The organism is Embleya sp. NPDC020630 (genome assembly GCF_044334985.1).
Lineage (GTDB): Bacteria > Actinomycetota > Actinomycetes > Streptomycetales > Streptomycetaceae > Embleya.
The window spans coordinates 164,920-186,864 of the sequence record NZ_JBIRUB010000015.1 but is presented as its reverse complement, the minus strand read 5'-3'; the positions used below and the strand labels follow the sequence as shown (position 1 = coordinate 186,864).

Here is a 21,945-nt window from a genome sequence, read left to right as displayed (position 1 = left end):
TTCATGGTGATCTGCATCACATGGCTGTACGCCTCGCCAACCGGTTAGGTTTCGCGCACGCATGCGCGTCCGCGCCGCCGCCACCCGAACACCACAACCTCGGGAGCACTCCCCATGAGGCACTCGCCTCCCGCAACTTCCCTGAATCCACGACTATCCGCAGCCGTCTGCTGCCTCGTGGCGCTGTCGCTGTCCTGTGGCGTGGTGACCGCGGCCACGGCCACGGCTGCCCCCAGAAGCGTCCCGAGTACGGTGCCGGCCGCGCCTGCGGCACCGTCCGCCGACGCGAAGACACAGGCCGAGACGACCGCGTCCGAGCAGGCCCGGCGCACCGGACTCCCCGTCCCCGTACCGGAGTCCACCACCGAGACCGACACCGTCACCGCCCTGCCCAACGGTACCCTCGCCCTCAAACGCACCATCGAACCGACCCGAACGAAGAAATCCGGAACGTGGCGCGATCTCGACCCCACGCTCATACGAGCCGCCGACGGAACCGTGCAGCCCGCGAGTACGACCAGTGATCTGAAGCTCGGCGGCGGCGGTTCCACACTGCTCGCGTCGATGACCAACAACGGGCGCAAACTGACCCTGAGTTGGCCCACCGTGCTGCCCAGGCCGATCCTCTCCGGCAACGGCGCCCTCTACCCGGGCGTCCTGCCCGACGTCGACCTCAAAGTCGTCGCCGGCGAACAGGGCGGCTTCACCCACACCCTCGTCGTCAAAACCCCCCAGGCAGCGAAGAACCCCCAACTCGCCACCCTGAAACTGGGATTGACCGGCGACGGCGTCACCGTCGCCACCAACCCCGACGGGTCACTGACAGCCAAAACCGCCGACAACAAGATCGCCTTCACCGCACCCACACCCACCATGTGGGACTCACGCACCACCACCGAACCCACCGGCACAACGCTCCGCGCGGCCGAAAACGCCTCCGGCGCAATACCGAAAACCGAACTCGCCTCCACCGAACGGCAACCCGGTGCCCGCGCCTCGATCGCCCCGCTGAAGACCGAGGTCACCGGGAGCACCCTCGCCCTGACCCCGGACGCGAAACTACTCACCGCGTCCGACACCGTCTTCCCGCTCTACATCGACCCCTCCTGGATCCCCATGCGGGACAACTCCAGCCTCTACGGCTGGGCCCAGGAGGCCTACCCCGACACCCCCGGCTACGGACGCACCGACTACCAACCCGGCGCCGGATACCAGCACTACCGAACCAAAACCGGCCTCGAACGCACCTACTACCGCGTCGACTACAACTGGCAAGGACGCCTCGACGGCAAAACCATCAACCGCGTCGTCTTCAACACCACCCAGGTCTACTCGGCCATCACCAGCTGCGAAACCCAATACGCCGAACCCGTCAACCTCTACCTCACCAACGACACACTCACCACCAACACCACCTGGAACAACCGGCCCACCGAAGCCGGTCTGTGGGGCACCGCCTCCGTCCCCAGCTCCAACGACGACTCCCACTGCGGCAACCGACTCGTCGACTTCGACATCACCGCCAACATCGCCCCCCACCAGAACTGGGAGTTCCTCACCCTCAGCGTCCAGGGCAGGGAAACCCCCAGGACCACCGGCAACAACGGCTTCAAACGCTTCTCCCGCACCGCCGCCGACACCTTCATCTACATCGAATACAACACACCCCCCAACCCGCCCACCAACCTGCGGATGAGTCCGGTGCCCGTCAACGGCGGCCCCGGCACGTGCGGCTACATCGGCGCGGTCAACCCCGCCGTCGGCGGCGTCACCCTCTACGCCACCCTCACCGACCCCGACGGCCAAGACCTCGACGGCCACTTCGTCATTCGCGACACCGCGAACGACTCCGTCGTCCACGACAGCCCCTGGACCCCACGCGGCCCCAACGGCCACGAAGCCCAAACCGCCATCCCCGTCGGCACGTTGGCCGGAGGCCACACCTACCGCTGGAGCGTGCAGGCCGGAGACGGCATCACCGCCTCCCCCTGGACCGACGGATGCACCTTCACCGTCGACGACACACCACCCACGACACCGACGATCGCCAGCACCGATTTCCCCGAGAACGGAGGCGGCAAGCCTGCGGGCGACAAGGGAACGTTCACCCTCACCGCCACCGACGGCCAATCCGGCGTCGACACCATCGAATACGCACTCAACGGCCCCATCCCCGTCGGCGGCGCCACTCGCGCCACCTGGGACGAGGCCACCAAGACGTGGAAGATCAAGGATCTCCCAGTCGGCCTGTGGGGCACCAACCACCTCTTCGCGCAAACCGTCGACAAGGCCGGAAACCGCTCCCAACCCACCGACTACAAGTTCTACGCCGCCGCGGATCCCAACGTGACAACCCCATCCATCGGCGACATCGACGGCAACAGGCTCCCCGACCTGGTCACCGTCGACGACAGCGGCGCCCTGCGCATGTACAGCGCGGCCACCAATCCCGCCACCGGCGGAGTGGTCGCCTCCCTTGCCGACCAGGGCCCTGTCGGCGATACCAGCGCTTCTTGGACCGGGGCACTGGTCACCCACAGGGGTGGCGCGGGCATCTTCCGCGACAACCTCTACGCGTGGGGCAGCAACCGCCTGTACATTTACCGCAACAACGGCCCGGACGCGCAAGGCCGTTTCTTCGCTGCCGGCAGCCGCCGCTCCAGCGTCGCCCGGCCCTCGGCCGCACGCTGCGTCGACCCCACCAACCTCCCGAGCAGGACGTGCACAGGTTACGCCGGTGACTGGTCCCAGGTCGTCCGGATCCTCGCTCCCGGCAACGTCGACGGCGACAAGGACGAGGCAGGCAGCGCCCGCCACGACCTGATCACTCTCGAACAGGACAGCACAGGCACCCGCCGCCTGTGGCTCTTCCACGGCACCAGCAGCGCCGCCTCGTTCGACCACGCCACCCTCATCGGCGCCGGAGCCATCTGGAACAACCTCGACCTCCTCGCCCCCGGCGACGTCACCGGCGACGGACTCCCGGATCTATGGACCCGCGACCGCACCACCGGACAACTCCACCAATACGCCTCCAGGAAGAACCCCGACGGCACCGGCGACGTCACCGCACTCGGCAACACCGCCGCACGGACTGTCGTCGGCACCGGGTTCGACGCGACCGCCTACCCGCGGCTCAGCTCCGACGGCGACCTCGACGGCGACGGCAAGGCCGACCTGTGGGCACAGGCCGCCGACGGACGCCTCTACATCGCCCTGGGGATCACCCCCGGCGCGGACGGGAACGCGTTCGGGCCGATGCGCCTGATCGCCGACAACCAGACCCCGGACACCACCTGCGAGGAGTACCCCTCCGCAGCCGACGCCAACGTCAAACTCCAGCTCTGCGGGCCGATCCTCGCCCGATACAAGGCCACCGGCGGACCCGCCGGACCGCTGCGGCTGCCCACGACCGGGGTACGCGGCGACGGAAGCATCGGAAAGTACGCCGAGTTCCAGGGCAGCGCCGCCGCCACCACCAACGCCTCCATCCACTGGTCCGCCACCACCGGCGCCTGGTGGGTCGCCGGCGGGATCCGTGACAAGTGGCTGGCCGCCGGCGGCGTCACCGGAGAGCTGGGCTACCCCGTCAGCGACGAGAACCCCGTCAAGGACGGCGCGGGAACCACCCTCGGCGCGATGAGCATGTTCGCCGGCAAGCCCGGCACCGGCGTCGGAACGATCACCTGGACCGACAGTCTCGGCGCGCACATCCTCAACGGCGACATCCACACCCGCTGGCAGGTGATGGGCGGACCTCGCAGCATCCTCGGATTCCCGTCGACCGACATCACCCCCACCTCGCCCCAAAAGCCCGGCAGTTACGCGCACTTCCGTCTCCCCGGCGCCACCGCGAACATCGGATCCATCTACGCCTCGGCCGCGACCGGCGCATGGCCCGTCTTCGGCGGCATCCGCACGAAATGGGCCGCCGCCGGATGGGAGCAGGGCCCCCTGGGCTTCCCCACCAGCGGTGAAATCCCCGTCGCGGGAGGTGTACGGGAGGACTTCACCGGCGGACACATCCGCTGGAACCACCACACGAGCGAAGCGACGACCTACCTCGGCACCGATGAAACCCCGATGCCCCGCATCACCTTCACAGGTGACTTCGACGGCGACGGACGCAGCGATCTGGCCACCATCATCGACTACGGCCATTGCGCCGCGGGGTGGTTCACCCAACTACGACGCGCGGACGGCACCTTGACCGACCCCCGGGAAAGTTACGTCCAACCCGCCGGCACCTTCTGTGTGGGTGACGCCAAGTGGACGGCCGGCGACTTCAACGGCGACGGGCGCACCGACATCGCCACCCTGTACGACTACGGCAACGGCTCCGTCCGCCTGTTCACCTACCCCGCGCTCCCGGGCGGCGGCTTCGGCGCCGGCATCGCGGGCTGGTCGCAGTCGTCGGGCTGGGACTTCGACCGCACCACGATCCTCGCCGGCGACCTGACCGGCGACAAGCGCGACGACCTCGCCGTGGTCTACGGCTTCGCCGACGCCCGCATCGCCACTTACACCTTCGCCGGTCGTACCGACGGCACCTTCGACGCACCCGTCAAGGGATGGGAGGAAACCAGGCCCGGATGGTGGGGTTACGAGGGCGCCCGATACGCCATCGGTGACTTCAACGGCGACGGCCGCGCCGACCTCGGTGCCCTGGCCCTCTTCGACAGTGGAGCGGTCATCTCACACACCTTCCTCACCGCCGCCAACGGCACCATCGGCGCACCCGTCGCCGGCTGGCAGGCACCCGCGGCCGCCGCGTGGCAGCGCGACAGGGTCACCCTCACCGCCACCGACGCCAACGGCGACCACCGTGCCGACCTCGTGGTGACGTACGACTACGGAAACGGCCGAACCACCCTCCAAACCCTGCTCACCACAGCCGCCGGCGCCTTCACCGCACCCATCCTCGGCTGGGACAGCGGCACCGGAAACTGGGACGCCCCGCGCGCCAGGCAGCTGCCCGGCGACGCCAACGGCGACGGGCGCGGCGACCTCACCGCCCTGTACGACTACGGCACGGGACGCTGGGCGGCCTTCACCTTCACGGCCACACCCACCGGCACCTTCACCCTTCCCCCCACCACCGACCCCTCCTGGCAGGTCGCCCCCGGCACCTGGTAACAAACCGCACAACGCACGAATCGGGGCCCGGCGCGTATGCGCCGGGCCCCGATCGGTCACCTGGTCACCGCGTCAGGATGCCGTCCTGCTGACGCCTACGGCGGGGAGACCGACGAGCAGGCCACCTCGATCGGCCCACGGGTCAAAAGGCTGGTCGGATCGGGTTACGGCAATCGCGCCCAGGGCTTGGGGGGATCTGTGGCCGATGTTCGACGCTCGCCACCGAGGACCGCACCACCGGCATGCGCGCCTCCGTAGCAAAGGAAAAGCCCAAGTTCTCCGGCCGCTGACCCAAAGAGCAAAGCTCAGCCGGCAGGACCCAAAGCGACTGTGGAGCCGACGAGCAAGCACGTCCCGGCACCGCAGACGTCGGCCGGAGCCAAGCAGCCAAGGTCGCCGGCACCTGGTTTCGGCGGGCAGCATCATCTCGGGTGGGGCACAAACGCACATGCGTGATCCGACCGAAGGCTTGCCTCGGTCAAATCCACCACAACAAGCTTTATAGCCTACAGAGCCTCCCGCTCAGAGGCGGATATTGAAGATGCGACCGAAGGCGCGAATCACAGCATTGGACAGGTGGATCTCGAAAGACGTGGTCACCTGGGTCTTGAATTCGCTCAGAGTCAGATCCGGGAATGACTCTCGCATACGCGTTGCGAAGTCGACGTGGTCGGACCAGGCCACATCCAACTCGGAACGAAACGCTTCGGCGCATGCAACACGCCACTCCGTCCGCTCTTCCGCGTACTGATCCCGATAGCGGCGGGCGAGCGAGTCCAGCGTGACCGAGTGCTTAAATACACGATGCGCGTGGCTCAGTCCACGTGCTGCCAGGTCAAGCAACTCGACGATATCGGAAGGCGACCCACCATGGGGCGAAACCGTTGCACGCACGCCCCAATAGCGCTCTTCCAATTCGGCCAGCCCGTCCCAAAGATGAAGGTGTTCCACGCCACGGATCGCAACCATCTCCATGATTTCGGAGTACTGTGCGTCAACGCCCCGGAATTCTGGTGCGCGCAGGTCCGCAACCTTCAGCCCGAAGATCGCTTCGAGAACGGCGCCGTAAGACACCGTCGACCGACAGCCCCCGCAAACAGCCGCATACTTGCGGAAATGCACCCGAACGTTGGCGGTTTCAAGGATCTTTTGCCGCTCCTCGACAATCAGGTTTTCTCGAGCCGCCAGCGCTTGGTGTAGTCCTGCCTCGTATTGGGACCCTACCGGGAGCGCACCTCCGATGATGGGTACGATTCGCCTCTCCACAACCTGATAGTCGACATCCGCCACGAAGTATCTGTTTGCGCGCACCGACAGTTCGGCATCGATGGCCAGATCCATTCGTTCCACCGGCGAAGTCTGCTCGGTGATGCCGAAGTAGTCCCACAATCCACGCATTGCCCTCGGTGTCAGCCGAATCCGAACGGGATCCTCGTCAATCCTGTAGTCCAGATCCTGATCCAGCGTTTGCACCCATCGAGCCAGCGCTGCATATCGATCCGGATTGGACGCCGCAGGTCCGGTGATTCGAATAACCGAGTCGCCGCTTTTGATCAAGATCGTGTCGATTTCTTCCACGAATGCAATGTGTCGATCATCCAGAAAGTGACCGTGGGTGAGCGGCGCCATCCTCAACGAGTCCATAATCAAGGTGTCGTACGACCCGTAGACCACGTCCGTCATGTAGCGATGCCGTCGCTCTTCCGGCACAGAATCCATGAGGTTAACCAGGCGCCAGGGTTCGACGTGTGCCGAGCTTATTCCCGCACGGTCGAAGTAATGCCGTGCGATTTCGTGAAAATACGCGGCCCGTTCGGTATCACAAGCGAAAACGTGGACTCGGTGCCCCGCAGCCACGTGAACGTGGATGGGTACGATGGAGGCGAGTTCGAAATCCATACCCGGATGCGCCTCCGTGCGATCCAGCACCGGCCCGTCGATCATGGCCAGCACAACCGCCACGAAGTCCGTGTCGAAACGTCTACCTGTGCTGCGAGACAATGCCTCGATCGCCGTCGAAATAAAGTCCACTGCCTCATCGCGGCGACCTCGGGCACCCACGGTCCACGTTTTTGACGCCAGCAGTTCGTACAAGTCGGCGTCGCTGACGCCGAGCAAGGTCGACCGTGCCTGCTCGATGTCCGAGGGCTCCACACCCCTGGGAAAAATTCGTTCCTCTGTCATGTTTCCCGCCTAGAAGTCGCGACATAACGTCCGAACCGCGCACGCTCGGCCGGACTGGGCGCCTCCGGCATGATAGCGGGCCGGCCCAAGTCTACGTTCGGGTCGGCCCGCCACCGGCATGTTCCAGCGGTTACTAAGGCAGTCCGTGTATCAATTTGAGAAGTTGTGCCACCACCTCGGACCGCGCGCCCGTTACGGTCTTCGTCTGAGCAAGATCAATGGGCTCTGGCATCTGGGACACGATTCGACCGGCCCGGGGCCCATTTACCCACTCATCAGTCGGCACATACGTTGCTGTATATTTCCCGTCTCGATACACCACCACAGCCGTAGTGTCAGACGGCAGCGCGGGGTCGCCGGGTGAGACCGACTGGCCCTTCGTACCGCCGGCCCTGGGCAATTCGACCAGGAAATCGGTGGGCAAATCAGCATTTTTACCACCGAATGCACCAGGGGCGCCGGCCTTCTCGTCCGAGTCTGAGATGAGCCAGGTACCCGCACCACACCCATTGCCAGAGAACAGGCAACCGCTGTAAAGCGCGGTGTAGCTATGTGGGCCGATGGCCTGACCTTCGGTACGGGCATTAACGGTTTGAATGCCGAGCAAGTCGAGAAATCGTGAGCCACAGAGCTTGGTGCGCTTGCAGGCGACCTGCCAGTAATCCCATTCGTCGCCCGCCCACGTCTCGCCTTGGTGTGCCCGCGCCTCCTCCTGCCAAGCCGCTCGAAGCTTGACGTAGGAATCAGATCCATCGTCCTCGACGTATACGCGCGGGCTCACCGGTTTGTATACCGGCCGATAGCCCGTTCCGGTACCGGAACGCGGTTTCTGTTTGCAGTAGTTCACGCACCCGGAGGTACCGCCCGGGGCCGTCGGCGAGGTTGTGGTCTGTTCGCCCGATCCCGGGCAAGCCATCACGTTCCCGCAGTAGACGGGCGGCACGTCCGGATCCGGATCGCAGGCCATGACGTTGCCGCAGTACTTCATACCGGTCGGGTCGGACAGCGTCAGCGGGTTGTTGTTGCTGTAGGTGTAGCCGTGCATCTGGCCCGCGTCGGCGAGGTCCATCACGGGGTCGACGCTGATGAAGCGGCCGAGGGTGGGGTCGTATTCGCGGGCGCCGACGTGGGTCAACCCGATAGCGTCCTTGGGCTTGCCGAGGAAGCCCTTGTCGTCGGGCCATTGGCCGTTGGCTTGAGTGGGTTGGGGGCCGCGGGGCTCGCCGAAGGGCTTGGATTGGCGGCGGGTTGCGGTGAGGGTGGCGGCGTCGAGGGTGCTGTTGGGGGTGCCGTGGTGGTCGGCCGCCATGTAGGTGATGGCGCTCGGGCCGTTGCGGACGACCGTCGCACCGCCCGCGGTGGGGTAGTAGCGAGTGCCGAGGACCGGGCCGGACTGGTCGGTGTTGGTGGTGAGTTCGTCGATGCCGAGGTAGAGAGTGGTCTTGCCGTTCTCGCGGCGGATGATGCGGTTGCCGGCGGCGTCGTAGACGTATTCGCTCGTGCCGGTGGTCGAGACGGCCTTGGCGAGTTTGTCTTCTTCGTTCCAGGTGAGGGTCTGGGGGTTGGCGTCGGCGCCGGGGCGGGTCTTGGTGTTGCCGGACTGGTCGTAGGTCAGGTTCGTGGTGACCGGGGTTTGGGTGCCGGTCTTGACGGTGACCGAGTCCAGGCGGTGGGTGCGGTCGGTGGGCGTGGTGCCCGGGCGGTAGGCGTACTCGGTGGTGATGTTCTTGGTCGGGTCGTCGGTGGGGTCGTGGTCGACGAGTTTGGTGCGGTTGCCGACGGCGTCGTAGGTGAAGGACTGCCAGTACGCGTCCGGGCCGCCGACCGTGGACGGGGTCGGGGATTGGGTGGTGCAGCCGCCGATGCCGGGGACCTTGGGAGCGGGTGCGGTGGTGGTGCCGGCGGTGTCGGTCCAGGCTTCCTTCAGGCGGCGTTTGGCGTCGTAGGTGAAGCACTGGGTGTCGGTCGTGGTGCCGTCGCGGACGGTCTTGACGGAGGTGACGTCGCCGGAGGGTTTGTAGGTGTAGGTGGTGTCGTCGACGCTGGTGGTGGTCGCGGTCTGCTTGTCCCATTGGGTGTTGAGCAGGCGGCCGGTGGCGGGATCGTACGTGCTGGTGAACGCGGCCTGGCGGGGTTCGGAGCCCAGGACGGCGCGGGTGTTGCGGCCGAAGGGGTCGTAGTCGGCCCAGTTCAGGTAGGGGACGTTGCCGCCGAGTTCGGTCTGCAGGCCGCCGTCGTTGTAGGCGAACGTCAGTGCCTCGGCGGGCAGGCCGCCGTGGGCGCCGACGTCGGTGCGCACCGGCAGGCCCAGCCTGGGCTCGTACTCGGTGCTCGTCTGGTAGATCCCGGCGAGTTTGCCCTCGACCGGGGGGATGGTGACGCGGGTGCCGGTGGGGCGGTAGGTGCCGGGTTCGAAGCCGGTGATCTCGCTGGTGTACTTCGCGCCGGTCCTGCCGCCGACGTAGCGGGAGGAGCCGTCCGGCTGGCCCTTCGCGTAGCGGTCGTAGGTCCACTCGGCGAGGAGGTTCGCGTCCGTGACCGTGTCCTTGTAGGACGCGGTCTTTCGGCCGAGGGCGTCGTAGGTGTAGGCGAGTTTCTGGCCTCGGGCGTCCGTGGTGCCGATGACGCGGCCGACGAGGTCGTAGCGGGTGTCCGACGGGCCCTTGTCGGGGTCCTCGACGTGGGTCTTGCGGCCGAGGAAGTCGTAGGTGTACGTCCACGTGTTGCCGCCCGCGTCGGTGACGGTCTTCAGTTCCTCGCGCGGGGTGTAGGTGTACGTGATCTTCGAGAAGTCCGTGCCGGTGGGGGTGCCGCCGTTGTACTCGCGCAGCTCGCCCGGCTTGCCGCGGGCGTCGGAGATCGACACGGTCGCCACGCCGCCGGGCGGCGGGGTCACCCGCGTCTCGTCCGCGCCGGCGTAGGCAATCGACGTGCGCCACTGCTCGACGGTTTTGGACGCGAACACCTGGGCGGTGGTGCGGCCCATGCCGTCGTAGACAACCGCGTTCTGGCCGGAGATCTCGTTGTCGTTGCCGACGAAGACGGTCGTGTCCGGGCCCGATGTGCTGTTGAAGTAGGGCTGGTTGGTCTTGATCGGGCGGCCGAGGCTGTCGTGGAAGGTGTCGGTGATCACGCGACCGGGGTCACCGGTGGCGGTCGTCGACTGGGTCTGCCGCTCCTGGAGGAAACTGTTCAGGATTTGGTGGGACACCGCGTAGGTGTTGTTGACCCGCAAGGTGCGGGTGGTCACCACCGACGGGCCCGTCTTGCTCGGGGCGTACGCGAACTGCAGGTCCGCGTTGACGGCCTTGGTGTGACCCGGCTTCCACACCGCGATCAACCGGCCCAGGACGTCGTACTCCTGCTCCACCACCAGACCGTTCACGTCCACGGCCTTGACCGGGAGGTTGCGGGCCCCGGCGTAGGTGGTGGAGGAAGTCCAGCCGGTCGGGCCGGTGACCGCCACCGTGGTCGGCAGAGTACCCGCGGCGGGGGTGTAGGTGGTCGTGGTGACCTTGTTCTCGGCGTCGGTGGTCTTGATGACGCGGCCGTAGGTGTCGAACTCCGACTTGGCCGTGGTCACCCAGTTGGGGGTGCCGTCCATCTTGTAGTCGATCACCGCGTCGGTGGAGGTGACGTCGCCGACCGTGCCGACCTCGCCGAAGGGCTTGTTGTCGTACAGGTTGTGGGACCAGGCGTAGACGGTGTCCTTGGACGCGGTGGTGCCGCAGGCGCCGACCAGGGACAGGGTCTCGGTGGGCCTGCCGATGATCCAGGCTGCGGTGTTGTGCGCGTAGGTCGTCTTCGTGCAGTACTCCGGCAGGCCGTCCGCCTTGTCCGAGACGGTCTCGGGGAGACCGTGGGAGGCCTCGAACGTGGTGGTCTTGGACGTCTCGCGCCAGGTGGTGCCGTCGGCGAGGAGGCTGCGGTTGCGCGTCTTCGATGTCGCGGTGCGATATGCCGTCAGCGGGGGCAGATTCCGAACGCGGGCGTGGGTGGCGGTGGCCGGGGAGGAGAACGGCGTGCTCAGCGTTGTGCTCGCCACCGTGCCGCCGTTGCCGGTGAACGCCTTGGTCTCGTAGGCGAATCCGGCGTGTTGGTTCGCGTCGAGGATGGCTTGGCCGGTGGAGTCTGTGAGGGTGACGGCGCGTTTGGTGCCGTCCTTCCTCACGTCGCCGTCCATGCCGCGCAGGTAGAACGCCGCCGACTGGGTCACCGCGTCCTTGGGGGCCACACCCGAGCGGGTGATGACCTGGCCGTAGCCGCGGTACTGGTTCCAGGTGCGGCGGTCCTTGCTCTTCGGCTTGGACGCCTCCTTGTCCTCGGTCAGCTCCGCGTCATCGCGGTGCCACGCCGCGCCGCCGACGTACTCGTAGCGCGTCGAGCGGTCCGGGGTCGTGGTGGCGATGTCGTGCTCGCTGACCTCGGCGACGGTGTACTTGTGGAACCAGTGCAGCACCGGCTCCGCGTCCTCGTCGTAGTTCCACCACATCGGGTAGCACGCCTTGGAGTTGGCATCCGGCGTGGGCAACGCGGTCGGCAGGCACTCGGCGTCGTTGTAGGTGACCGTGGTCTGGCCGCCGGTCTCGTTCGTGATCCCGGTCAGGCGGCGGCGGTTCATCGGCGGGGCGAGATCACCACCGGCGTCCACGCGGTTCGGCTTGAACGTGCCGGCGAAGTCGACGGAGGGCACGTCGATCTTCCTGGTGCCCTCCCACGCGGTGCGGGTGATCGAATTCAGCCACAGCGTCGCGGACGAACCGTCCTGCGGATCCGGGTAGTCCTGATCCAACGCGAACTCGTCCACCGTCTGATACGCCGAGCCCACCAGGGACTGGGTCGTGATCTTCGTCAGACGGCGGGTGGAGAAGAACGTCTGACCGTACTGCTCGCACGTCCCCGTGGCCGCGCAGACCTTGTCGACGGGCACGTCCGGCCACTTGGCCGCGTTCGCCTTCGTCATCTTCGCCGGGTCGCAGTCGAAGCCGTCCTTCTTCAGACACCGCTCCGCGGTGTCGAAGACGACCTGAGCAGTCGGTTGCGTGGTGTCGTCCTTCTTCGACCCGTACGTGATCCTCGCGAGGGTGCCACCGCGCGTGTACTCGGTCAACGTGCCCGAACCGACCAGGACCGCACCGCGCGTGTACCGGTTCGTCTCGGTGTTGTACGTGTAGGTGACCATGCCGCCGCGGGCGTCGATCACGTAGTCCAGGTTCCAGCGCCAGGCCTGCTGACACCACGACGCGTCGAAACCGGACGCCTTGTTGCACGGCTCACCCGCGTTGTTGCCGTACACCGGCGCCGACCAGGTCGAGTTCGTCGCCGGGCCCGTGGTGGTGCCGGGCTTGTGGCCCACGCCGAAGTAGTACTGCACACCATCGCCCGTGGTCAGGCGCCAGTACTCCCCGTTGTCGTCACCGTTGACCGCACCGGTCAACGGCTCGATCCGCGAGTCGTCGTCACCCTCCAGCCGCCACTTCGACTTGTCCGTGTCGTCCTGCACCAGCGTCGACGACTTGCCGTTCAGCGACAGCGTCAGCGAGTTCCGGTTCGACCAACACTTCTCACCGGACTTGTCCTGACCGTCACGCGCACACGAGTCGTAGGAACGCTCGACGAAACCGGGTGAGTACTCCCAACCCTCGCCGATCCAGGAGGCCTGGTTGTTGGTGGAGGTCGTACGACCGTCCACCGAGCCGGAGTTGTAGGCGAGGTTCACCGTCGGCGCGGTGCCGCCGACCGCCGGCGGAACCGCGATGCCGTACGACCAGTTCATCGAACCGGAGTTGCCACCCGCCGACCACGAACCCGACGGCGACAACGACGTCGCCTTGTAGTCCCCCGACGGGCCCGAAGCATCCGCCGTGGTCGCCAGCACCATCGCGCCCGAAGCAGCCGTCGAACGAGCGCCGGCGGCGGCCGCAGGCAGGTCGACCTCGGCGAACACCCGGTTCTTCACGCGGTCGTTGCGCCCGCCGGCCACCGGGGTCTTGACCCGGCACGCGGCCACATCAGGCGTTGTCAACGCGCACTCCGGCATCGACACCAGGCGCAGGCGCGAGGACCAGTCCGCGCCGAACGCGTCACGGAAGCCCGCGTAGTCCACGCCGACGGTGACCTTGCCGGGCGCGGAGGCGGCGTCCGTCGGACGCACGGTGATCAGGACGCCGTCCACGCCGGCCTTCTCGGCCGCGTCGTGGTCGGCGACGGTGACCTTGACCCGGGTCGAGGCATTGCCCGCAGGCGCCGCGAGAGCGCTCGAACGCAGTGGGCCGGGGCCGTTCGTGTCGGGGGTGGTGATCCACACCGGTGTACCCGGCGCGTTGCCGCCGGAAGGCGCCGCCAACAGTGACGAACCTCCCCGCGCGACGAACGACGACGCCGGAGCCGGCACGGCCTCCGCCTCGACCGCCTTCGGCCACGCCGTAGCGGTCGGCTTCCACGAGCGGTGACCGTCACCCGCCGGCGGCACCGGCTTCGGGAGCTCGGCCTTCCTCCCGTTCACCGAAGGGGTCTTGGGCAGCTCGCGCGGCGACCACGCCCCCGGATCCGGCTCGTTCTTGATCCAACTCGCCGCCTGGGCCGGGCCCACGCTCGCCGTCAACGCCAGGACCGTCACTCCCGCCACGAACAGGCGCGCCGGGCGCACTTTTCGTTCGCGCCGAGACTTCGACCCCCACGACCAACGACCCATGCCGAACCCCCACCAGGACAGAACGGGCCCCGCCCCGAACAGGCGAAAGGCCATGGACGGAGCGCACCGTACGCGCCAAGTCCCTTGTCGGTAAAGAGAGTTCCCGCCGCTTGATGTGTGCTTCGTCACTACAACCCTGGTCGCCCATCGAACGTCCTCGCCTTGGCCGAATCACCCGTTGGGATCTATTGGCGACAATCCGTTCGCACGATTCGCCAAGATGAAGACTTGTCGATACCACGATCCACCCAAAGTGATCTGCGCCACATGGATAGGCGCTTTGCCAACCGGTTAGGTTTCGCGCACGCATGCGCGTTCCTGTTCGCCACCCGAACACCACACCCCTGGGAGCACTCCCCATGAGGCACTCGCCTCCCGCAACTTCCCCGAATCCACGACTATCCGCAGCCGTCTGCGGACTCGTCGCCCTGTCGCTGTCCTGTGGCGTGATCACTACCGCTGCGGCCTCCCCCGCAGGCCGCACCACCCCTACAAGCGTCCCGAGTTCGGCCCCGGCCGCGCCTGCGGCACCGTCCGCCGACGCGAAGGCACAGGCCGAGACGACCGCGTCCGAGCAGGCCCGGCGCACCGGACTCCCGGTCCCCGTACCGGAGTCCACCACCGAGACCGACACCGTCACCGCCCTGCCCAACGGCACCCTCGCCCTCAAACGCACCATCGAACCGACCCGAACCAGGAAGTCCGGAACGTGGCGCGATCTCGACCCCACGCTCATACGAGCCGCCGACGGAACCGTGCAGCCGGCAAGCACCACCAGTGATCTGAAGCTCGGCGGCGGCGGTTCCACACTGCTCGCGTCGATGACCAACAACGGGCGCAAACTGACCCTGAGTTGGCCCACCATGCTGCCCAGGCCGATCCTCTCCGGCAACGGCGCCCTCTACCCGGGCGTCCTGCCCGACATCGACCTCAAAGTCGTCGCCGGCGAACAGGGCGGCTTCACCCACACCCTCGTCGTCAAAACCCCCCAGGCAGCGAAGAACCCCCAACTCGCCACCCTGAAACTGGGATTGACCGGCGACGGCGTCACCGTCGCCACCAACCCCGACGGGTCACTGACAGCCAAAACCGCCGACAACAAGATCGCCTTCACCGCACCCACACCCACCATGTGGGACTCACGCACCACCACCGAACCCACCGGCACAACGCTCCGGACCACCCCCAACAGCGCCGGCGCCGAGAGCACGGCCGCAATACCCGCGACCGAACTCGCTTCCACCGAACGGCAACCCGGCGTCCGTGCGGCCACCGCTCCGGTGAAGACCGACGTCACGGCAGGCACTCTGGCGTTGACCCCGGACGCGGGGCTTCTCTTGTCGCCCGACACCGTCTTCCCGCTCTACATCGACCCCTCCTGGATCCCCATGCGGGACAACTCCAGCCTCTACGGCTGGGCCCAGGAGGCCTACCCCGACACCCCCGGCTACGGACGCACCGACTACCAACCCGGCGCCGGATACCAGCACTACCGAACCAAAACCGGCCTCGAACGCACCTACTACCGCGTCGACTACAACTGGCAGGGACGCCTCGACGGCAAAACCATCAACCGCGTCGTCTTCAACACCACCCAGGTCTACTCGGCCATCAGCAGCTGCGAAAACCAATACGCCGAACCCGTCAACCTCTACCTCACCAACGACACACTCACCACCAACACCACCTGGAACAACCGGCCCACCGAAGCCGGCCTGTGGGGCACCGCCTCCGTCCCCAGCTCCAACACCGACTCCCACTGCGGCAACCGACTCGTCGACTTCGACATCACCGCCAACATCGCCCCCCACCAGAACTGGGAATACCTCACCCTCAGCGTCCAGGGCAGGGAAACCCCCAGGACCACCGGCAACAACGGCTTCAAACGCTTCTCCCGCACCGCCGCCGACACCTTCATCTACATCGAATACAACACCCCTCCGGACGCCCCGACGAAGCTTCGGATGAACCCGACCCCGGTCAACGGCGGCGGCACCAACGGATGCGGCTACATCGGCGCGGTCAACCCCGCCGTCGGCGGCGTCACCCTCTACGCCACCCTCACCGACCCCGACGGCCAAGACCTCGACGGCCACTTCGTCATCCGCGACACCGCGAACGACTCCGTCGTCCACGACAGCCCCTGGACCCCACGCGGCCCCAACGGCCACGAAGCCCAAACCGCCATCCCCGTCGGCACGTTGGCCGGAGGCCACACCTACCGCTGGAGCGTGCAGGCCGGAGACGGCATCACCGCCTCCCCCTGGACCGACGGATGCACCTTCACCGTCGACGACACACCACCCACGACACCGACCGTCGCCAGCACCGACTACCCGGTCAACGGCGGCGGCAGGACCGCCGGCGACAAGGGAACGTTCACCCTCACCGCCACCGACGGCCAATCCGGCGTCGACACCATCGAATACGCACTCAACGGCCCCATCCCCGTCGGCGGCGCCACTCGCGCCACCTGGGACGACATCGACAAGACCTGGAAGATCAGGGACCTCCCCGTCGGCCTGTGGGGCACCAACCACCTCTTCGCGCAAACCGTCGACAAGGCCGGAAACCGCTCCCAACCCACCGACTACAAGTTCTACGCGCCCAGTGACCCCAAGGCCACCACCACCCTCGGTGACATCACCGGCGACCGGCGTATCGACCTCGTCGCCATCGACGACACCGGCTCCCTGCGCATGTACACCGCCGACACCGACCCGGCCACGGGTGGCGTCACCGCCTCCGCGCCCATCCACGGGCCGGCGACCGCCGCCGGCCAGGCCACCTGGACCGGGACACTGATCACCCACCGCGGCGGCGCCGGCATCTTCCGCGACAACCTCTACGCATACGCCGGCGGAAACCTGTACATGTACCGCAACAGCGGTGCCGACGCGAACGGCAACTACTTCGCCACCGGCAGCCGCCGCTCCACCGTCCCCCGGCCCTCGACCACACGCTGCGTCGACCCCACCAACCTGCCGACCAGGACCTGCACCGGCTACGCCGGCGACTGGACCAAGGTCGTCGCCATCCTCGCCCCCGGCAACGTCGACGCCGACACCGACGAGGCAGGCAACGCCCGCCTCGATCTGATCACCCTCGAACAGGACAGCACTGGCACCCGCCGCCTGTGGCTCTTCCACGGCACCAGCGGTGCGGCCTCCTTCGACCACGCCACCCTCATCGGCACCGGAACCACCTGGAACAACCTCGACCTCCTCGCCCCCGGCGACACCACCGGCGACGGACTCCCCGACCTGTGGACCCGCGACCGCACCACCGGACAACTCCACCAATACGCATCTCGCAGGAACTCCGACGGCACCGTCGACACCACCGCACTCGGCAACACCGCCACACGGACGATCGTCGGCACCGGGTTCGACGCCGCCGCCTACCCCAAACTCAACTCCGACGGCGACCTCAACGGCGACGGCAAGGTCGATCTGTGGGCACAAGCCGCCGACGGGCGCCTGTACGTCGCACTCGGGACCACCCCCGGACCGAACGGCAACGCGTTCGGGCCGATGCAGCTGATCGCCGACAACCAGACACCGTGGACCACCTGCGAGAAGTTCCCCAGCGCCGGAGACGCGAACGTCAAGATCGACCTGTGCGGACCCATCCTCGCCAAGTACAAGGCCACCGGCGGACCCACCGGGCCGCTGCGCCTGCCGACGACCGGGGTGCGCGACGACGGCAAGGGCGGCAAGTACGCCGACTTCCAAGGCACCGCCCAAGGCGGCACCACCAACGGCAACATCAACTGGTCGCCCACCACCGGCGCCTGGTACCAGCACGGCGGGGCCCGGACGAAGTGGATGCAGTCCGGTGGCCTCGACGGGCCCCTCGGCTACCCCGTCTCCGATGAGACCACGGTCCTGGACGGCGCCGGGAACGGGATCGGCTGGGTCACCCACTACGCCGGAAACAGCGGCGGGCCCGGGGCCATCACCTGGGCCGAGGGCGGGTACCTGATCACCGGCGACATCTACAACCGTTGGCAGGCGACCGGCGGGCCTCGCGGGGTCCTCGGCTTCCCCTCCTCGGACGCGATGCCCACCACGCTCAAGCCCGGGCAGTACCAGAACTTCCGGGCCCCCGGTGCGCAAACCGACACCGGATCCATCTACTGGTCCGCCGCCACCGGCGCCTGGCCCGTGCACGGCGCCAACCGCGCCGCATGGGTCGCCCAGGGCTACGAGGGTGGGCCCCTGGGCTTCCCCACGAGCGGCGAGTACACCGTTGCCGGCGGCGTACGCGGTGACTACCAGGGCGGGTACATCCGCTGGAACGCCCTCACCGGAATCTCCACGGTGCACAACCCTGGCGACAGCACCGCCACGCAACGCACGGAGTACGCCGGGGACTTCAACGGCGACAAACGTGCCGACGTGCTGACCGTGTACGACTACGGACAGGCCTCCACCGCGTTCTACGTCTCCTCCGCCGGGAGTGACGGCACCATCGGCGCACCCCGGCAGGCCTGGGTCAGTCACCTCGGCTGGTTCGACGCGGCCCATGCCAAGTTCGCCGTCGGCGACTACAACGGCGACGGGCGCGACGACGTCGCCGCCTTCTACGGCTACCCCGACGGGTCCACCCGCCTGATCACCTTCCTCGCGCGCCCCGACGGGGCCTTCGACGAAGGCGTCCAGAGCGCGTACACCGCACCCGGTACCCGCGACTGGGCCAAGGCCGTTCTCCTGGGCGGCGACTTCAACGGCGACCACCGCGCCGACCTCGCCATGATGTACGACCACGGCAACGAGACCACCGGTGCCTACACCTGGCTCTCCAAGCCCGACGGTACGTTCGACGACGCCACGGCGAGTTGGCAGAGCGGCGCCTGGAACTGGGGTCAGGCCCGCGGGAAGTACGTCACCGGGGACTTCGACGGCGACGGGCGCGACGACATCGCCGCCATGTACGGCTACGGGGACCCCAACGGCGGCGCGGTCGCCCTGTTCACCCTCAAGTCCCGGCCCGACGGCGGCTTCGACGGCACGGTCAAGTCCTGGAACGTTCCCGCCGGAAACTGGGAATGGAACCGCGTACAACTCGTCGCCGGCGACTTCGACGGCGACCACCGCACCGACATCGGCGCCATGTACGAATACGCGGGACGCGACACGGCCCTGTTCACCTTCCACGCCCGCCCCGACGGCACCTTCGACAACGACGTCAACAAGTGGCGCTCCGGACCCGGCCAATGGTCCAACGCCGAAGCCAAGGCCGTGACCGGGGACTTCGACAACGACGGACACCACGACATCGCCGCCATGTACGAGAACCCCGACGGCTCCACCACCATTCGCACGCTCCACACCAACACCGACGGAACCGTCAACGCGCCGGTCGACGGCTGGAAGGCGTCGCCGGGCACCTGGTAGCCGGTAGCCGGTAGCCGGTAGCCACCATCGAGACGACGGCCCGCTTTCACCCGTACTGGTGGGGGCGGGCCGTCCTGTGTCAGTTGGTGCAACGCGTCCGTGAAGCCGGCCCCGGCGCGGCCGGCCGGCATCAACGCCACCCGCCGAAGGGCCGCCTGTAGTCCCCGGCTCCGTCGGCCGTGGCGGAACGTCGGCGCCGCCATCTGCTCGGCGAACGTGGCCTTCGCGGTCCGTCTGCCGCAGAAGAGCTACGAGAGCGGTGCGCTCCGGCTCTTGATCCATCGCACGAGCACAGGAACCGGCGCCGCCAAAATCACCGAGCAAACCTTCGTTCCGGTAACGCCGCACAACTTCTTCCGGCTTGTGTGGTGATCGGCCTCCCTCCGTTCGGGGAGTGCGACGATTCAGCCCGCTTCGTCCCCAGCGTGCGCCCCCTCTACGTGAGTCTCCGGCGGAATTTCTTGCAGGCTCTCGATGCGTGGGTCACGACCGCTTCCGGGGCTTCGCCGGTTGGACTCGCGGTGGTGAGGCCAGGCGCATGATGGTCTCGTCGAGACGCAGTTTGTCGGGGGTGCTTCGAAACGACCGGATCGCCAGCAGAAGGTCTCGGTCGTCTCGGCGAGTCACTTTCGATTCGAGAATTCCCAGCAGGTCTTCCCACTGTCCTCGGGCCCTTGCCGTCTGAAGCCTGCCGGAGATCGTCGTGTCGACGAAGGCCCGCAAGGCCAGGCTGGCTTGCACCGAGTCAAGGCGTTCCAACATGGCCCTGTAGGTGGGCTCGGCGGCCCAGCACACACCATTCCCGTTGGTGAGGAACGCCTCCACGACGGCTTTCACGTACTTCGTGGACAGACTCTGGGGAACCTCGCCCTTCGCTCCTACCAACGCGTCCAGACGGCGAACGGCGGACGGCTCGGTGGCGAAGTTGTTCCAGCCCCGGTGTGCTTCGAGGAGGCCGTCGATGGCGTGATCGAGTTCGGCCACGCGAACGGGGGCCGGCAGGAAGGCGTCCGCGTCCACCAGGTCGAACAGTTCTCGCGCGCTCGTCGCCTGCGGGTGGTCGGCGTTGGCAACGAAACGCGCGATGCGGGTCCCGAAGTTGTATCTGGCCTCGTCGGAGACGTATGGCCACAGCTCGGGCCACAGGACCCGCACGTTGTCCGCGGTGTCCGGAGTCGAGGAGTCGGCGGTGTACAAGCCGAACAACCCGGCGGCCAGTGCGTCCGCGCGGTCGGGAGGCAACCGATCGAAGAAACCGGCTGTGGAGGACACCTCCTGTGACGACAGCCGTCGCTGCTTGATGTTGCGCAGCAGCTTTCCCGTCTCGGCGGTAACCGTGTCCACCGGGAGGGTAATGACCTGGAGGATGCACGTCTCCAACCACGTCACCAGTTGCAGGCCGGTGAGTTCCGTCTGGTTGGGATGCGCGGCGCTGGCGTGGTTCCGCATGTATCTCACGCTGTCGAGCTGGGCATGTCCGACATCGCTGAGCAGGCCGATGTCGCGTGCGGCGCGTATCAGGTCGACGTCCTGGATCTGATTGAGGTGGTCCGCGGTACTCAGGTGTTTGCGCTTCTCGGGAGCCGATACCGCGACGTCGAAGAAATAGTCGAGGTCGTAGCCGGCCACTCGGCGGCGGAGCTCCGCGATGGTCTCGTCCCAGAGGTAGTTCAGGGCCGCGTCGAAAAGACCGGCCGCAGCCGCGGCGATCATCTTGCTGATGTAGTACGATCGTGCGCGGTCGTCCATGTCCAAGCGCTCCAAGGCCCCATCGAGGTTCCCCAGGACACGCTGGCGTTGTGTCACCTCGACCAGGACGCCGTCCGTGGGCAGTCCCACCGCGCTGATGCTGTCGAGCAGAACCTTCTCGAATCTCTCGATGCCCGCACGTACATCGGTGGGTGCGACATCCGTGGCTTGGTGAAATTCCAACTCGCTCATGGCCGTTCACCGTAGCTCGTGCCCGTTGATGGCGCCCGACCATTACGCAGTTCCCCTGATGCCTCCGTGCATCGCGGTAGCCGGCAAACTCCCGACCTCCACGACGCTACGCTGCCGCACCGGCGCCCCGGCGCGCAGCCACTGTCACAGGCCGTGGAAGGCCTCCGACGCCTGGACGGTGTGCATCGACGGCGGGTGGGAATCCCTCGCTGCTCTGGACCGGGCTCTGTCTCAGGGTGATCCCGCGCACGCGCCCTACGGGCGCGGCGAGCTGTCCCGCACGCTCCGCGGCGAACGCGTCACGAACAAGGCGGACTTCGCCGAGCGTCTGTGCACCGCGCTGACCGGGTCACCGGGGAGGACGTGCGGGGGCGAGCCGCCGAAGGGCGCCGTCTCTTCCACGAGGCGACCCGCGACTCGCACCCGGATCGCTATCAGGCGTATCTCCTCGGTGAGCAACTGACCGCGATGGCTGCGGAACTCGCCGCCCGCGCCGAGCCGGCCGCCCGGCGGAAAGAGGATCTCCGTACCCGGCCGGCCGCCCTCGCGCACGATCACGACGCCCTCGCCGAGGAACTACGCCTCCGGTCG

Annotated in this window: 6 protein-coding genes; 2 read left to right on the top strand and 4 right to left on the bottom strand. The window is 67.3% G+C overall.

Features of this window, described 5'->3' with window-relative positions:
* The first annotated feature begins 204 nt into the window (after positions 1-204).
* Positions 205-5,136, top strand: coding sequence for a hypothetical protein (locus ACH4XV_RS36275; protein ID WP_395796783.1), 4,932 nt, complete (start codon positions 205-207; stop codon positions 5,134-5,136).
* Positions 5,137-5,658: 522 nt separating this feature from the next.
* On the opposite strand, the gene ACH4XV_RS36270 is transcribed toward ACH4XV_RS36275, so the two are convergent.
* Positions 5,659-7,320: a hypothetical protein gene (locus tag ACH4XV_RS36270; RefSeq protein WP_395796781.1), complete on the bottom strand. Its 1,662-nt coding sequence runs from the start codon at positions 7,318-7,320 to the stop codon at positions 5,659-5,661.
* 133 nt (positions 7,321-7,453) lie between these two features.
* Positions 7,454-14,068 carry an RHS repeat-associated core domain-containing protein gene (locus ACH4XV_RS36265; RefSeq protein ID WP_395796779.1) on the bottom strand — a complete coding sequence of 2,205 codons (6,615 nt, stop codon included), beginning with the start codon at positions 14,066-14,068 and terminating at the stop codon, positions 7,454-7,456.
* 392 nt (positions 14,069-14,460) lie between these two features.
* Here ACH4XV_RS36265 and ACH4XV_RS36260 point away from each other — a divergent pair, with 392 nt between their 5' ends.
* Positions 14,461-19,413 carry an FG-GAP-like repeat-containing protein gene (locus tag ACH4XV_RS36260; RefSeq protein WP_395796777.1) on the top strand — a complete coding sequence of 1,651 codons (4,953 nt, stop codon included), beginning with the start codon at positions 14,461-14,463 and terminating at the stop codon, positions 19,411-19,413.
* A gap of 483 nt (positions 19,414-19,896) precedes the next feature.
* On the opposite strand, the gene ACH4XV_RS36255 is transcribed toward ACH4XV_RS36260, so the two are convergent.
* Together ACH4XV_RS36255 and ACH4XV_RS36250 are read right to left on the bottom strand one after the other, a co-directional pair.
* Positions 19,897-21,354: a hypothetical protein gene (locus ACH4XV_RS36255; protein ID WP_395796775.1), complete on the bottom strand. Its 1,458-nt coding sequence runs from the start codon at positions 21,352-21,354 to the stop codon at positions 19,897-19,899.
* 255 nt (positions 21,355-21,609) lie between these two features.
* Positions 21,610-21,912 carry a hypothetical protein gene (locus tag ACH4XV_RS36250; RefSeq protein WP_395796773.1) on the bottom strand — a complete coding sequence of 101 codons (303 nt, stop codon included), beginning with the start codon at positions 21,910-21,912 and terminating at the stop codon, positions 21,610-21,612.
* Positions 21,913-21,945 lie beyond the last annotated feature (33 nt).